This is a genomic window from Xenorhabdus sp. KJ12.1 (genome assembly GCF_963876495.1).
Classification (GTDB): domain Bacteria; phylum Pseudomonadota; class Gammaproteobacteria; order Enterobacterales; family Enterobacteriaceae; genus Xenorhabdus; species Xenorhabdus stockiae.
This window is the reverse complement of record NZ_CAWNQH010000001.1, coordinates 46,663-61,735: the sequence shown is the minus strand read 5'-3', so window position 1 is coordinate 61,735 and position 15,073 is coordinate 46,663. Positions and strand designations below refer to the sequence as shown.

Genomic DNA, 15,073 nt, shown 5'->3' with positions numbered 1-15,073 from the left:
ATCTTAATTAAAGTTTAATGAAGGAATTGTATGTAACATTGGCATCCCATTGATGTTTATTGGGATACACATATAGAGGGAAGGGTACTGCTACATAAAGATAACTAAAGTAGTGATATTGGGTTTTGTGTTGAAAAATAATTGATTAGTATCATGCTCCTTTTAGTGAGGGTAATTTTGAAACCAGGCGTAGAGAAACTGTCAGGCCTTCTAATTGATAGTGAGGTCGCAGGAAAAATTTAGCCTGATAGTATCCTGGGTTGCTCTCAATCTCTTCGACCTGAACTTCTGCGGCTGCCAGTGGTTTCTTGGCTTTAGTGAACGGTGTTGAATTGACTGGGTCACCATCGACATAATTTGTGATCCACTCATTCAGCCAGCGTTCCATATCACTGCGCTCCTGAAATGTCCCGATCTTGTCACGGACGATACATTTCAGATAATGGGCAAAGCGGCAGCAAGCAAACAAATAGGGCAGACGAGCCGAAAGGTTGGCATTCGCAGTTGCATCAGGATCATAATATTCTGAGGGTTTTTGTAGTGATTGCGCCCCAATAAAGGCGGCCATATCGGTGTTTTTGCGGTGCAGGAGCGGAATAAAGCCATTTTTGGCTAATTCAGCCTCACGGCGGTCACTGATGGCAATTTCGGTGGGGCATTTCATATCCACGCCGCCGTCATCAGAGGGGAAAGTATAACAAGGCAGGTTTTCCACAATGCCGCCGGATTCTACGCCACGGATAGAGGTACACCAGCCATACAGTTTAAATGAGCGGTTGATATTAACGGCCATCGCATAAGCTGCATTCGCCCAGGTATAATTTTCGTGGGTAGGCCCATCGGTATTCTCTTCAAAATTGAAGTTATCAACGGGATTTGTCAGAGCACCATAAGGTAAACGGGACAGAAAACGCGGTAATGCTAATCCGATGTAACGGACGTCTTCTGATTCACGTAAACTCCGCCAGGGGGCGTATTCCGTATTCTGGAAGATTTTGGTGAGATCCCGTGGATTAGCCAGCTCCTGCCAGGAGTTCATCTGCATCACACTGGGTGCGGCTCCGGCAATAAACGGGCAGTGTGCTGAGGCGCTGATTTGCGATATTTGGCGCAATAGTTCAACGTCCGGTGCCGTGTGGTCAAAATAGTAATCTCCCACCAGACAGCCGAAAGGTTCACCACCAAACTGGCCATATTCCGCTTCATAGATTTTCTTAAACAGTGGGCTTTGATCCCAGCTGATACCCTTAAAGCGTTTTAAGGTGTTACGGAGTTCTTTTTTGGACAGACACATCACACGGATTTTCAGCATTTCATCCGTTTCCGTGTTATTAATCAGATAATGCAGACCCCGCCATGCGCCTTCGAGTGTCTGAAACTCATCATGGTGCAGGATATGGTTCATTTGCTGTGAGATTTTGGTATCAATTTCGGCAATCAGTGACTGGATGGTACGATAGGTATCACCAGAGAGCGTCACGGTATTTTCCAGTGCCTGCTGCGCCAGTGTTTTGACCGCATTTTCAACGGCACTACGGGTCTGATCACTTTGCGGGCGGAATTCCTTACCGAGCAATACACTTAACTCATCAGCCGTGTACTCTTTTAGCGTCTGCTCTTGTTGAGACAAGGTTTCTTGTTCGGTCGTGCTCATCAATTACTCCTTATTTTCAGTGTCTTCATCTGATCCTGGCGTGTTGTCTTCAGATGAAATGCTGTCTTCAGGTTTTGGCGCTTCCGCCAGTGATTTCAACAGGGCCGGGTTTTGCAGTATTTCGGCAATCAGTTGTTCTGCACCAGTTTTACCATCCATATAAGACAGCAGGTTCGCCAGTTGGGTACGTGCTTCCAACAGATTAGCCAAAGGCTCTACCTTTTTAGCGATAGCATCTGGCTGAAAATCCTCCATTCTTTCAAAAACCAGTTCAACATTCAGTTTGCCATCACCTGTCAGGGTGTTATCAACCTGAAAGGCAGCCCGGGGTTTGATTGACTTCATGCGTTCGTCAAAGTTATCAACATCGATTTCCAGAAATTTCCGGTCAGTAATTTCTGGCTGGGCTTCTGTGGATTTCCCTGCCAAATCAGCCATAACCCCCATGACAAACGGCAATTGAACCACTTTTTCTGAGCCATAAAGCTCGACATCGTATTCAATCTGGACACGGGGAGCGCGATTTCGAGCTATAAATTTTTGTCCGCTGGATTTCATGACAAATTCTCCAATACTGGCTAGATAGATTAAGGGGTGAGTGAATAATTCGTTGAGTCTCTGAATAGAGGTTATAAGCGGTTAGTAGGTATCATTTTGGTCTGTATCTGTACTGGGATTATCAGCATAGCCAAAAATGATGGCGAGCTGATGTAACCCTTCTGGTGCAAGATTAGAAATAATGTCGATAAAGTTACGATCAATCAGCTGCTGAATGCGGTCAATCATCATCGGAGCGGGGTGGCTCGGTTCATGTGTGATGAAATAAAGTTTCACTTTTTCCAACAGCATACGTACTTCTTCGCGATTGTGAGCTTCCACTTCATACCAGTCGAATGAGGATAAGTCAGCTGATGGTACGGGGATTAGCGTATTTTTTACTGAAGTAGGTGCCGGTTTACTCACTGATTCAGGTTCAGGAGCGGCTTTATCACTATCAGTCACAGGAGCTTCTGCTGAGGCTGGTGGTTTTAACAGACTGAACTCAATCACCGTATTCAGGTGTTTTAACAGCAGAGAAAATTCAGGTGAATGGCTGGCGGATAAATGCCGGTTAATCAGTTCAGACAGAGCTATGACGTGATCATGAATAATCACCAATATAGATAGTTCCGGGCTACTCGATTGCTGTTTTAACTCCTTTAATAAACGTGTACGCCCTCCTGTATAGCCACTAATTTCGGTTATTGACCCGTCGAGCAGTGAGTAGACATCGCGGAATGATAACTCCTGCAAAACGTTTTTCAGCAGAATGGAATTCTGTACTTTCAGGGTCAGAGGAGAGCCGTCCTCAATATCTGCCAGCGTATTGAGACGGAATAAAGGATCGTATTCACCATCAAACTCCAGTTTTGGCCATACCTCATCCCAATAGCGTTCCAGTGTTTGTCTAAGGAGATACAGACCATCGGCATATCCGGATAATCCCCGCGCTTCTACCCATGCATGCATCAGAGCGATAATAATACGCAGATCTTTAGTCCGGGACAGCAGTAGGTTTGTGGCCTGTTTTTCTACTTCCAGCCAATTAGGGGGTTCAGCCGGGATCAGGAAATCACCGAACTGCTGTTCTGTTTTGCCAACTAGACTTTGCTCTAATAGCAGAAAATCATCATCGTATTCGAGATTCTCTCCGCAAGGAGACTCGCTGCTTATTGGCGCAAGTAATGCATCGATATTCGTACTGTTTTCATGGCTCATGGCGTTTATATGCTCTTCATATTCGGGCAGGAGAATGCAGGCAGTTTAAACGGACTGAAAATACTGCTTGGTGTAAATGCCAGTACAACAGTATGGCCTTGGATATTAAACGTGGCCTGTAGAGCCGAATCATCATGATGGGCAGAGCTGCTATGTGAGACTTGTTTTGCTTTATCCAGCAATCGGTTCAGTGCCCAGGGGCCGGAAGCGGATAAGGTGGCGGTTGTGCCATCAACTAGGTTTAGTTGAATACTGGCCTGATTAACCCCGGTAGACCCCGGCCAGTTGATGAGTTGTGAAACCTGAGGGCCGTGGCTGTACTGCAATTGTTGCCCTCCGACATTCAGAACCATGCTCAATATTTGGTTACCCATACTGATCGGCTGAACCATGACAGTAAATGACGGGGTAGGAGTACCGTTCCCAAAGAACGTATCACTGATGATCTTAGCCTGTTGGAAAGGCCGGAGTAATCTTGTTCCTCCCGGCAGAGGTTTGCCATCCACACCCGGCATAAAGCGCCATTGGGGCTGGGATGTATCGACTTTTCCCTCTAAGTTCTTTTTGTAAAAACTGTCCATCATCCCTTTTTCGGGGGCAAACATGCGAGCCATATCATCTGGTTTAATATCGACATGTGCCGTAGCTACCAGCGGATAACGGTTTGTGATGGCTTGGTTGCAAAACCCGCCGATTTCAGAGCTGAGCTGTTTACCGACACTTCTCATATCGCTGATTTGTGCATCACTGCTGGCACCGATTGCCAGTGAGGTGATCATATTCCTGAACGGCATAGGCAGTCGCTCTGATGCGGTCTGTAGTTGAGTGATAATATTATTGGGAGGAAAAGTTGAACCGGTATTCACGGCATTTTGTACTGAAGTCAGGTATTGGTATAAGTCACCGATTTTTTTCAAAATATCATCGAAAGGTATTTGCGGGTTTTTTCCGTCCGGATTTTTCGCTAAATCGGTAATTTGCGCAAAATGTGCTTCTAACATATTTTCCGGTGAGGGTTGCCCGTTATTTTGCAAAATCATCTGTTGGGGAGCCAGGTTAGCCAACCTATTGGCTTTATTAGCTAAATTACTGGTCTTACTGCTTAGGCTACCCAGTTTTGCAATATTCTTGCCTTTATTCATCAGGCTATTGAGCGGATCATTCAAGGTTAGATTTTTACTGATATTGATCAGAAGAAGACGCAAGGGTGAAACTGAAGATGAAAGTAAGCGCGCAGTGTTAGCCCGCTGCGTTAAATCATCGATATGGTTTAAACGAATATCACCCAGAAATTTATCCCATTGATAAATATAGTCATTAACATAAATTTGCCGGACAGATTGTTCAACTAGTTTAACTGGCTGTTTTTTGGCGTAAGAACCCAGCACCCAACTGTCTTGTATATAGGAATTGGCAATCAACGGTTCCATATCTTTGATGATTTTATGATAACCCGCTGGCGTAAACAGCCCGGGAACTCCATTGGTTATTGGTTCATTACTGATATGAGAAAAAGCCAGATCAGCCTGTGGACCGGCAAGGGTAACTAAATTGACCGGTTCTAAATCGGGATTGTCCAGCAGAGTGCTTTGTAGTCTGGCGTAGGTTCGTACTGCAAGAGGTGTACTGCTGATGAATGCCTGCTTGCTTTCAACCAGTGAGCTATCAAAGACATAGGGTGATGTAACCGGCTGATTATCCAGTAGCTGGCCGAGGTGCCAGTCCAGCTGTTTGAATTGTATCTCAGGAGTATCGGGTGCTAATTGTGCCTCCAGATACTGCATTACCCAGTTACGCAGAAATTTACCGTCATAATGGTTGGGTTGATATAACATCTGATAGGCCTTTAATGCACTATATGTTTTATCGATATCATTATTACTGACCTGTTTTAGTTGATCGGTGATAAGCCTTGCTACATGTGGCAGCAGTAATGATTGTAGTGCTTTCGTATACAGGTCATGTCTGGCATCGTTGACCAGTTCACCTGTGTACAAGCCCATGCGATAAGATATCGGTGGATCGTCCAGCGAAAAATGCTGACTTTGGGCCAGATTGGCCAGCGTGTTCAACATCGGTAATAAGTTATAGATATTATTTGCTTCATTAGCATTATTCGTGTTTTGCTTTAGTTCATCGCCCAGTTTCGTAATCGACGGCATTTTTGCCTGAATTTCAGCAAGATAATTTTCATTATTGTGATAACTGGTCAGAAATAAGGTGGTTACCGCGATCAGGATCGCTATCAGTGTCATATAACCTAACCAGTTAACCAGACGATTCTTGTATATCCACCAACGGTTATAACTGGCAAGCCCGGCTTCCTGAAAAATGCCTTCCAGTAAGTTTTTCAGAAAGTACGGCTGCTGGGCCTGAGAGGGATAGTGCATTCCTTTATCTTCACCATTGCCCCATGACATCGAAATACTGTTGTTATCAGTCGGTAACTGGACATTTTGATTAAATTTTTCCATCACAGAATCAAACGGAATTCCTTCCTGTTTACCGCTGGTGAAATAAAGCCCTCTGGGATAACTGGGAGCTTCAAATCCGGATCGGGCGAAAATTATCTCAAGATACTGGGCAATATACGGATGCAGGGCAGCAAACTCTTGGGGAAACAGATAACTTTCAGCAGATTGTTGTGGATTGGATTCATTCAGCAGAATATAGGGTAATTCAGCATCCAGTCGCCGTTGTAACTGATGGAATTGTTCGTCAAAGGTAGCATTGATGTTCCAATCCATTTTTTCGTTCTGTGGAAAGGTCAGTCCCCAAATTTGCTCGCGTGATGCTTTATCAAGGTGCGTAAAATAGGCAGTGAAGCCTTTTAACAAGTCGGTTTTAGTAATAAAAAGATAGACAGGAAATTGGATCTTAAATTTTTCATGTAATTCCGATAAGCGCCTGCGAAGCATATAGGCGTGGTTATCACGGGCTTCTGTCGATGGATTCAGCAGATCCTCCACACTGAGGGTCAGGATAACTCCATTAATAGGCTGACGTGTGCGGTATTTCTTCAACAGCTTGATAAATGTTTTCCATTCCCTGAAATTGGATTTTTGGACAGTGTTATCCTGAATCGTATAGCGCCCGGCGGTATCCAGCAGAACGGCATTAGTCGTGAACCACCAGTTACAGCTATTACTGTCCTGCATGCTGTGCAGGGCAGCTCTGCCGAAATAATCTAATAGTGGAAAATTCAGACCGGAATTCGATAGCGCAGTTGTTTTACCTGAACCCGGTGCCCCGATGACCAAATACCAGGGTAATTGGTACAGATACTGGCGGCTGAAAAAACCTCTCAGGGTGGGTTTATTTTTACCATTCAGGCCGGAAAAATAAGCCTTTCTTAATAATTTTACAGCATCAGAAAAACGTTCTGACAGGGACAGGTGTTGTTCATTTTGTTGTTTTTCCTGCGCTTTTTCGGATTCGCTGCCTTTGATAATATTCAGCTGATTAGCCAGTTTTTTATTCAGCCAAGTCCGGTATAAGTGAGGGACGAGTAAACTAAAAACCCAAAAAAAGTAAAGAGCGATAATGGTGGCTACCCGTATTGTAAATGATTTAAATGGTACAACATCACCAACAGAAATAATGGGCCCCCAGAAACCGATAATGCAAGCAAGTATCGTTATTCCGATAAAACTCCATGTCAGTCGGCTGGTGATAATGGAAAGGAGCACATTCAACATCTTAGTTTCCTCACTTTATTTGAGCATCAGGAGAAACTAACAGCGTGATTTCTACTCGTCTGTTTTTAGCCCGGTTAGCGGGGGTGTTATTGGGTACCAGAGGATCGCTTGCACCTTTTCCCTCTGTTTTGACGCGTCCCGGCTGATCCAGATAGCGCTGGAGTTCTTTTTGGACAGATTTGGCTCTGGCCAGTGATAACGCGTAATTAGAGGCAAAAGATGATGAATAAATGGGCACATTGTCGGTATATCCGACCACCAGAATTTCACCTTTGTAATGATTCATCTCTTCTGCAATACGTTTGATAACATATAAATAGTTTTTCTTGATGCGAGATGAACCAGACCTGAATACACCATCACCCTCCAGTGTAATCACACTCTTATCATTCACGGAGACGGTTAACAGTCCGGCAGATATTTCAGCTTGCAATCGGCTTCTTAGATTCAGTTTTTCCTCTTTCACTGGCGCAGGAGGTGGCAGCGGTGATATTTTTCTGTCGGGCACATTGGGCAGACTGGTCTGGTAGATAGAGGATAAAACCGGGGTAGTGATATTACCCAGTCGCCAGTTCAGGCTGATATACAGGATACAACCCAAAAAACACAGAAATAGCAGACAAACCCACATAGGTAAAAAAGGTTTCCAGGCTTTATTAGGTTTTTTGAGTAACTGCAAATTAGTTGACAGCTCGGCCGGATAATTGCCCCGGATTGAATGGATCAACTGGTACAGACGTTGTTTTAGTGTTTCCAGCTGAGAACGACCGTTATCCATGATGCGGTAGCGCCCTTCAAACCCGAGCTGGAGACAAAAATTAATCAATTCCAGCAGAAATAAGTTTTCTTTGGGGCTTTGTGATAGTTTAGCCAGAAGCTGAAAGAATTTTTCACCTCCCCAGGTTTCATTATGAAACGTGACCAGTAACCCACTACCTGACCAGACACTACGGCTTCCCCATGGAGTCAGTGCGGCCGCTTCATCTAAGGCGGTGCACAAACAGTAACGCGCCCCGATAATAACTTCATAGGGCTGGTTTGCCTGTTGACATGCGACTTCAAAGCGTCGTATTTCATCGATCAGATGCTGCCGTAAATTTGCGGGATCCGGGTGGGAGGTGGTATGCCGGATTTTTGGGATCGTATTCAGCAGAGGATTGGCCGCAGCCACCAACGGATTTTCACTGGTGTCATCAGCAAGCCATATCTGATCAGTATGAAGAGCTTCTTGTCTCATCATAGGTGTCGTTACCTTTGTTTAGACTGTTTAGGCTGGTTACGGACAGCCCAAAACTCCATATTTAAACCGGGAAACTCACCCGCCAGGTGTAATGCAAAGCCACCGGCTTTATCCATTTGTTTCCACAAATCACCCTCTTTTTCTAGTTCGAAATAGACATATCCTGAATGCCAGGGAATTTGCCTCGGCACGGATGGTAAGGCTCGTATTGCAATACCGGGTAGCTGCAACTGCACTAATTCACGGATACGTCCGACAGGGGCAATTTTCATCTGAGCCGGGAAGTGGCTCATCAAGGTTTCATTAGTGGTCTCAGCATGGACCGCCAGAATAAAGCTGAATGTATTCACCATATTGGCATTAGGTAGTGTGGCGATATTCAGACCATGAGAGTATTCGGTGAGTGGTAACTGAATAGCGTGTTCTTCCAGAATGATGGACAGCCCCTGACGCAGATGGAACATAAGCTGATTAAAACTCAGGGTCAGATTATCATGATCATAGAGAGGAAGATTTTCATCAGGAACACGGCTTTGGGAGAATGTCGCCAGCTCAGTGGCAAATTGCAGCCATTCGCTGAATAATCTTTCCGGATGCAATAGTGATAAATTGTGTGCGTGGTTTACCTGACCACTATAGCGATTTACAAGGGACAGTAAGAGAAAATCCATGATTTCAGAGTCATTATGTCGCCCCAGTTGTAATAAACGCTGGCTTATCTGCTGGCGGCGCTGTTCCAGTAACCCCTGAATATCGGTTACAAACCCGGCTACTTGCGGGCTGGCATAACAGTTGAGCAGGGGAGGAATGAACTGTTGATCAAGATATATTTTATTATCACTGGTTCTATTCACTACGTGAACAATCTTCAATGCAGTCCATTCTGGTGTTAAATCAGATTCCGCCATCAGGCGCAGGCGCATTTTGCCGAATTGTAAAGCAGCACTGCCCACTGACATGGCATTAAAGTCATTGACTTCAGTTTCAAAACTGATAAAACGCGCCAGCGAATTTTTCTGCTCACTGAAAATGACTTCTTCTCTGCCCCGCCGAAAGTGGGGAAGCGCCAGCATGACATTAATATCGGTCTGATTTTCAGAGAGTTGTAAAGGTTCTGGTGCGTCAGCGCCATCAAAACTGAATGGAGTTCCATCCGGAAAAATACCGCTCGCAGAGGAAAGCATAATTTTCCCCTGATTGAGAAATTCCTGATTCAGTTCGAGAGTCAGAAAACCCCAATAATAAGGCAGTTGGGCTTTCCCCCAATCACGGACATAGGCTTCAAGATAGCTTTCAGCTTGCTGGAAGTGATGAGGGCGTAAGAACATCCCTTCTGTCCAAATGACTTTTTCAGATTTATTCATGATTTTCTTCAGTTCATGCAGCACAAGTTAAGTCAGGAGTTAAACCAGAGCCAGTAACTTTAATGCACACCTGTAGTTTGTCAGGTGCAGAACGCCAGAATTTGTAAAACGGAGGCTTTGCTGGTACCGATACCGGAAGAGCAATACGCCATTTCTTTCCATCTAATTGCCTGTATTCGGCAACAATTCCAATGTAATGAATTTCTGGCTGATTCTGTTCCAGTAGATGACGGACATGTTCGGTAGGGAGGATAAAAAACCGATCCTCATTGACTAATTTATCCCCCAGTGCTGCTTTCGCGTTGCCCTGAAGTGAAAAAAAGTCTGCCGACATAAACTCTTCTTTTGATTTCAATAGCATAACGTCAATCTTCAGTGGAGCTGAATCATTAACATTTGGTGCAATATTAAAAACTAATTGGTAAGGAGGTAATTTTTCTGGCTGCTGTGATGAGCAGCCTGCCATGATTAATAGAAACGTTAATAAAATTCTTTTCGTCATCCAGCAGTTATCACCCAACAGTTAATTAAATACAACTAATTGAATACAAGGTATTTATTAAAATATTTCGTTTTTTGCAGTACAAAATATAAGGTAATAAATTTCATGAATTATTAATAATTTTAGTATAGCCAGTATGGAATAAAAGAAAAGTTGGGTATCAGGCTGATAAAATCAGCACCTTGGTTTGGCTTGGTGTAATACGACAGCCGACAGAGTTGGTCGAGTTCTGCATTGACATGCTGGTTAGTCGCGTCACGGGAGCGCCTTTGATTAACAGAGTATTCGCCCCTAATGTATGCCGTGCCGGTCCCATCACCGTACCGGAAGCCACACCAGTATTAACGCCGGCGTTATCGCCCATAGTCATGGGATAGATTGTCATCAGATTATGGGCTGGTGCTCCTGCAAATAAAATGTTCATGGCATTCGTAATACCAGTAGGTCCCTGAGCCATATTGGGATACGGTATAGGTGTTGAAAAAGGGGGAGTCATACAGACATCAGGGGTAGCCAGATCCATCCCCCCGCTTTGAGTATTGGCAAACATAATATCTCCTTAACCAATATGAATTTGTTCAGCATCTATTTTGGTAATGGCTTTTGCTGACATCATGGTATTTTGGGCATGCAGACGCAGGTAGTTTTCAGCCTGCATATCTAACTGACCCGCCCGTACTTGCTCTGTCTGTGTGGTATGACGAAACAGGCGGTGACTGAGTTGTGTAACGGTCTGCCAGACTGATTCAAGTTTATTGCCAACCAATTGGGTCACTGACACCCAGGCAGAGAGAGATTCACCCGTGTATTGCATTTTCTTGATATGGCATTGACCATCGTTGGCATCAATATGCAATCCTTCGCTGTTTAAATGTAAATTGCCATGAGGTGCAATAGTCAAATCACCGGGTACGCTGATTTCTGCCGATTGTTGTTGTTCAGGGCGTTCTAATATAGCCAGCACCCAGAGTTTCCCCTCCACTTTTGTGAGTAAGACGGTATCACCCAGTTCAGGTGTCAGTAAACAACTGGCAGCCCGTCGGCAATGCCATCCCCGGCTGTGGCTTTCCACCATCAAGCTACCATCCTGAAGGCGGTTGATAACCTGTCCGGCAACCTGTTGTGAAGGTTCATCCGTAAGCAAAGGTGAAGAAAGTGTATAGGACGCGTAAGAAAGTTCTGACATTTTAGTTCTCCTGATTAAATCTTGCGTTGTAGCTCCCACTCTTCGGCGGCAAACAGTTCAGGATCATTTTCCAGAATGCCATTACGATCGGAGAACAATGCCCCAGCCTGTTCAGCACGATGAAAAAGTGTTCGCATAAAATGCGTGGTACGAAAATCACTGTTGCTGACATTGGCGTAGGAAAGATCGGCATAGGTCATGTCAGCACCGGTAAACTGGGCATTGACGGCATGAACTTTGTGCATAATGGCCTGTGTTAGCTGGCTTTGTCTGAAGTCAGCGGATTCGAGACAGGCACTGACAAAAATAGACTGGATAAATAAGCCGTTGCTGCAATGTGCCCCAGTCAAATCCGCTTCGATAAATAGGGATTGGGTCGCGTTAACATTCGATAATACTGCCCCCTGTAACCCCGCTCCTTTGAAGTTACAGTTGGTTAATCTGGCATGACTGAAATTCACGGCTTCAAGCTGACAACCGGTAAATTGACATTCCTGAAATTGTTGTTGTTGATAGTCCTGACCACGCAGGTCACATTCAAAAAAAACCGCTTTCGTGAATTTACTGGCAGAAAAGTGCGTTTTCCGTAAATTCTGGCGAAAAAAGGTAACCAGAAAAAGATCGCTGGAAGTGATGCGGGCCTGATCAAGCGATGAGTCAATAAAGGCAATTCGCTTAAGATCGCTGTGATTGAAATCGGCTTCTTGCAGAATACTTGAGGTAAATTGAGAGTCGTTCTGTATTGTTTCTGTAAAGCGGGTTTTCTTTAAATCACATTGATTAAACAGGCTGTTAGTTATGTGACTTTTATCGAAGGTGGCACTTGCCAGACTGCACTGTTCAAAAACACTATGTTCGAAGAGAGTGGAATCGAATGTTGCCTCTTTGAACTGACAGGCAGAAAAAATGGTATCTTTCAGTTGAGCGTGGGAAAAATCAGTACCGGAAAAATCGACTTCTTTGAATATTCCGTCGGTTAAATCCCGCTGGGCCAGTGAGATATGTGCCAGACTGACTTTTTCAATGATGTCACCCTGTTTGATTTTTGCGATCAGTTCATCTGCTGACAGTGAATTCATATCACTTCCTTATCGCGTTTAGGTAAGGTTTTGATACCTTGCAGATAGGCACCTTCAAACTGGGTTGAATCATCAATGATAGACTGAGACATATCGGCCCGGAATAAATTCGCGCCGCGTAAATCAGTACCATGCAGGCTACATTTCTGCATCAGAGCACCCATCAGGTTGGCATTATTCAGCAGAGCCTCCCGAAAATCGGTTCTGATGAAAATACTTTTTGTTGCATTCAGATGTTGCATATCTGCTGACCGACAGTCAGCTTCACTCAAATCGCTGTTATTCAGTATAGCGGAATGAAATCGGGCCTGAACCAACGGCATCTGACGCAAATTACACTCAGTCAGTATTGCCTGAGTAAAATCAGCCTGATTAAGCGTACTGTTCATCACAAAAGCACAATTCAACAGGCTTGCCGAACAGAACCGGATGTGATTGACTTCCGTTTCTATCCATGAACAACTTTCACATTGTGCTTCATCAAAAACGGCTTGTTCCAGTTTACACTTAAGAAAAGTGACTTTATTCAGTGTTGCGTGATTAAAGCTGAGAGCGGGTAATTCCAGTTCTGTCAGTGTGCAGTTATTCCATTGTGAAGAGTGAAAATCACCATGTGTAATAAAAACCTGTCTCAGTAAAAGATCGGTGAATGTGGAGTGGTTGAATTGACAGTGATCAAATAGGGCTTCCTGCAATTGGACCTCTTTGAAATCGGTATTGGAAAAGTCACTTCGCTCACATTTAGCCAGTACCAGATTCGCTTTATCCAGTTTCACACCAGACAGGGAAGTATGGCAGAATTCTGCTCTGGCCAGCATTGCTTCACTGAAATCCACTTTATCCAGTTGGCTGTGATTAAAACAGGCACTTTCCAATAATGCGCCGGAAAAGTTTGCGCCACGTAGATCCATGTTAGATAAATCTGCACCAGTAAAATCCATGCCACTGAAATTACCACCTTGTGCCATAATTTTTTGTGCCCGTTTGCGGATGATTTCTGATAATTCCCCCTTCAGTCGCAAAGCAGGACTCTGGGATTGCACCGACAAAAAATAGGTATCACGTAGCGACTGTTCAATTTGTGCCAGTTCTTGATCGTTCAATCCGGTGTGCTGCTGTTGCTTACGCAATATATCCCGTGTTGAATAAATTCCTTCCGGTCCTTTGGTATTACTCTCTGGAAGAGATAAATACGTATCGATACCTTGTTCTTTTGCTTTGGCGGTTATCTCTGCTTGTTTCAGTTCGGCTTCGGCTTTTTTTTGATTGGCCTCCTGTTCGATTTTTTCCACGAATTCTGGTAGTTCATCCAGCCGGGGACTGGTTGAAGGTACTGCGACCGGAGGAGTGGGTGGGATCATTGTATTGATATCATAATCCTGCTCAGCTAAACGTGCAGCTTGCTGTTCATGGAGGAGCTTTTGACGCCTAAGTATCGATTCCTGTATCGGGCTGCTTTCTACTGAGGACTCTGTATCTATCCACGGGCCGATAATGTCCTCAGGAATAAGATCTTTTTCCCTGAACGTGTACAACACTCCTTTTTCTTTGTCCGTGCGCTGTTTGGCCACCGCCAGATAATGACTGGCGGGTAGTAGGCTATCCTGATGTTCCAGCGCGGATATCATCTGTAAGACATCGGCTGCATCATCTTCATTTATCCGTGTACTTCCGTGCCATATCAGGAGCATTTGCTCCAGATGAGGAAAGAACCATACGGTTGTCTGGCGCATGACAATTTCTTCGTCAATCTCTTCATTAAGACGTAACCGTCTGATAAAACAGCGCACATTCCATGCTGGCAGACGACCTTCCTGCACCGGTTTTTTCGGATGCATGTTCTCAATCCGCCATGCAGCTTTAATCGGCAGGGCAGGCAGTTGCTCCCACCACTGATCTTGTGGTGCGGCATTAAATAACCGCCAGTCAATATCATGGGCATATCCCGGAAATTCGTTTTCCAGCCACTCCTTATCATATTGCTTACCGATGCGTTCAAACCGGCGTGGCCATGTAAAATCCAAAGGGCAAAAACTAGCGGGTTCGGGAGTATCTTCCGGAGATAACAATTGTTTTTGGAAGGCTTCAATATTAGGTAACTGATGAATTTTAGTGCCGTTTTCTAATATTTCCGGCGTGAAACCAATACCGTGTGGGTTATCATCATAACCTTCTCCTCCAAAAGCCCGACTCCAGTCCAGTCGCATTTGTTCAAAGACTTGAGGTTTTGAAGAAGTACCTCCCACCCAGTAACGATCACCAAAAACAGCCAGTTTTTTTTCCAATTGATCAACTTTAATACGCACATTACAGGCGGTTTTATCAGTCTGATGATGGGTATAGGCATAACCTGTCGCCAGAAATTCAGCACAGGATTTAGGCATGGCAAGATCAATAATACCATTACAGGTTTTCAGTTCTTTTTCTGCCAGTTGCCAAAGCTCCGGCTCCGGTCTCAGACGGGGAGTTGTGCCCATATCAGTCAGAGCCATCACAGTGACGCCGAGATGATTTTTCTGCATCCAGCGATAAGGCCGATAAAGTAGACTTAAGCGTAGTGGTTTGATGATTTTCATTGAAATATTGAACTGT

Annotated in this window: 11 protein-coding genes; all 11 read right to left on the bottom strand. The window is 44.5% G+C overall.

Translation table 11 applies throughout. The features are described from left to right. Positions 1-151: 151 nt before the first annotated feature. Entirely contained in the window at positions 152-1,654 is a 1,503-nt protein-coding gene (gene tssC, locus AACS92_RS00265; protein WP_099108122.1) for a type VI secretion system contractile sheath large subunit, read from the bottom strand. Positions 1,655-1,657: 3 nt separating this feature from the next. Then, entirely contained in the window at positions 1,658-2,212 is a 555-nt protein-coding gene (gene tssB / locus AACS92_RS00260; protein ID WP_099108121.1) for a type VI secretion system contractile sheath small subunit, read from the bottom strand. 81 nt (positions 2,213-2,293) lie between these two features. After that, the gene (gene tssA / locus AACS92_RS00255) at positions 2,294-3,412 is read right to left on the bottom strand and encodes a type VI secretion system protein TssA (protein WP_099108120.1); all 1,119 of its coding nucleotides are present in this window, start codon (positions 3,410-3,412) and stop codon (positions 2,294-2,296) included. A gap of 5 nt (positions 3,413-3,417) precedes the next feature. Beyond that, a complete protein-coding gene (tssM, locus tag AACS92_RS00250; RefSeq protein WP_099108119.1) occupies positions 3,418-7,110 on the bottom strand; it encodes a type VI secretion system membrane subunit TssM in 3,693 nt (1,230 codons plus the stop codon). Between the two features lie 10 nt (positions 7,111-7,120). After that, positions 7,121-8,347, bottom strand: a complete 1,227-nt coding sequence (locus tag AACS92_RS00245; RefSeq protein WP_099108304.1) for a DotU family type VI secretion system protein — start codon at positions 8,345-8,347, stop codon at positions 7,121-7,123. 11 nt (positions 8,348-8,358) lie between these two features. After that, positions 8,359-9,714 carry a type VI secretion system baseplate subunit TssK gene (gene tssK / locus AACS92_RS00240; RefSeq protein WP_099108118.1) on the bottom strand — a complete coding sequence of 452 codons (1,356 nt, stop codon included), beginning with the start codon at positions 9,712-9,714 and terminating at the stop codon, positions 8,359-8,361. A 13-nt stretch (positions 9,715-9,727) separates the two neighbouring features. Continuing rightward, positions 9,728-10,216, bottom strand: a complete 489-nt coding sequence (tssJ, locus tag AACS92_RS00235; RefSeq protein WP_099108117.1) for a type VI secretion system lipoprotein TssJ — start codon at positions 10,214-10,216, stop codon at positions 9,728-9,730. Between the two features lie 160 nt (positions 10,217-10,376). Further along, entirely contained in the window at positions 10,377-10,766 is a 390-nt protein-coding gene (locus AACS92_RS00230; protein ID WP_099108116.1) for a DUF4150 domain-containing protein, read from the bottom strand. Between the two features lie 9 nt (positions 10,767-10,775). Then, positions 10,776-11,402: a DUF3540 domain-containing protein gene (locus AACS92_RS00225; RefSeq protein WP_099108115.1), complete on the bottom strand. Its 627-nt coding sequence runs from the start codon at positions 11,400-11,402 to the stop codon at positions 10,776-10,778. Positions 11,403-11,416: 14 nt separating this feature from the next. Then, a complete protein-coding gene (locus AACS92_RS00220; protein WP_099108114.1) occupies positions 11,417-12,481 on the bottom strand; it encodes a pentapeptide repeat-containing protein in 1,065 nt (354 codons plus the stop codon). Beyond that, the gene (locus AACS92_RS00215; protein ID WP_099108113.1) at positions 12,478-15,057 is read right to left on the bottom strand and encodes a DUF2169 family type VI secretion system accessory protein; all 2,580 of its coding nucleotides are present in this window, start codon (positions 15,055-15,057) and stop codon (positions 12,478-12,480) included. The genes AACS92_RS00220 and AACS92_RS00215 overlap by 4 nt, the downstream gene beginning before the upstream one ends. Positions 15,058-15,073: the final 16 nt, after the last annotated feature.

Bases quoted from the DNA above. Each gene is read 5' to 3' on its own strand.
- tssM (WP_099108119.1), bottom strand. From the start codon at position 7,110: ATGTTGAATGTGCTCCTTTCCATTATCACCAGCCGACTGACATGGAGT.
- AACS92_RS00220 (WP_099108114.1), bottom strand. From the start codon at position 12,481: ATGAATTCACTGTCAGCAGATGAACTGATCGCAAAAATCAAACAGGGT.
- AACS92_RS00225 (WP_099108115.1), bottom strand. From the start codon at position 11,402: ATGTCAGAACTTTCTTACGCGTCCTATACACTTTCTTCACCTTTGCTT.
- tssJ (WP_099108117.1), bottom strand. From the start codon at position 10,216: ATGACGAAAAGAATTTTATTAACGTTTCTATTAATCATGGCAGGCTGC.
- tssA (WP_099108120.1), bottom strand. From the start codon at position 3,412: ATGAGCCATGAAAACAGTACGAATATCGATGCATTACTTGCGCCAATA.
- tssC (WP_099108122.1), bottom strand. From the start codon at position 1,654: ATGAGCACGACCGAACAAGAAACCTTGTCTCAACAAGAGCAGACGCTA.
- AACS92_RS00215 (WP_099108113.1), bottom strand. From the start codon at position 15,057: ATGAAAATCATCAAACCACTACGCTTAAGTCTACTTTATCGGCCTTAT.
- AACS92_RS00245 (WP_099108304.1), bottom strand. From the start codon at position 8,347: ATGAGACAAGAAGCTCTTCATACTGATCAGATATGGCTTGCTGATGAC.
- tssK (WP_099108118.1), bottom strand. From the start codon at position 9,714: ATGAATAAATCTGAAAAAGTCATTTGGACAGAAGGGATGTTCTTACGC.
- tssB (WP_099108121.1), bottom strand. From the start codon at position 2,212: ATGAAATCCAGCGGACAAAAATTTATAGCTCGAAATCGCGCTCCCCGT.
- AACS92_RS00230 (WP_099108116.1), bottom strand. From the start codon at position 10,766: ATGTTTGCCAATACTCAAAGCGGGGGGATGGATCTGGCTACCCCTGAT.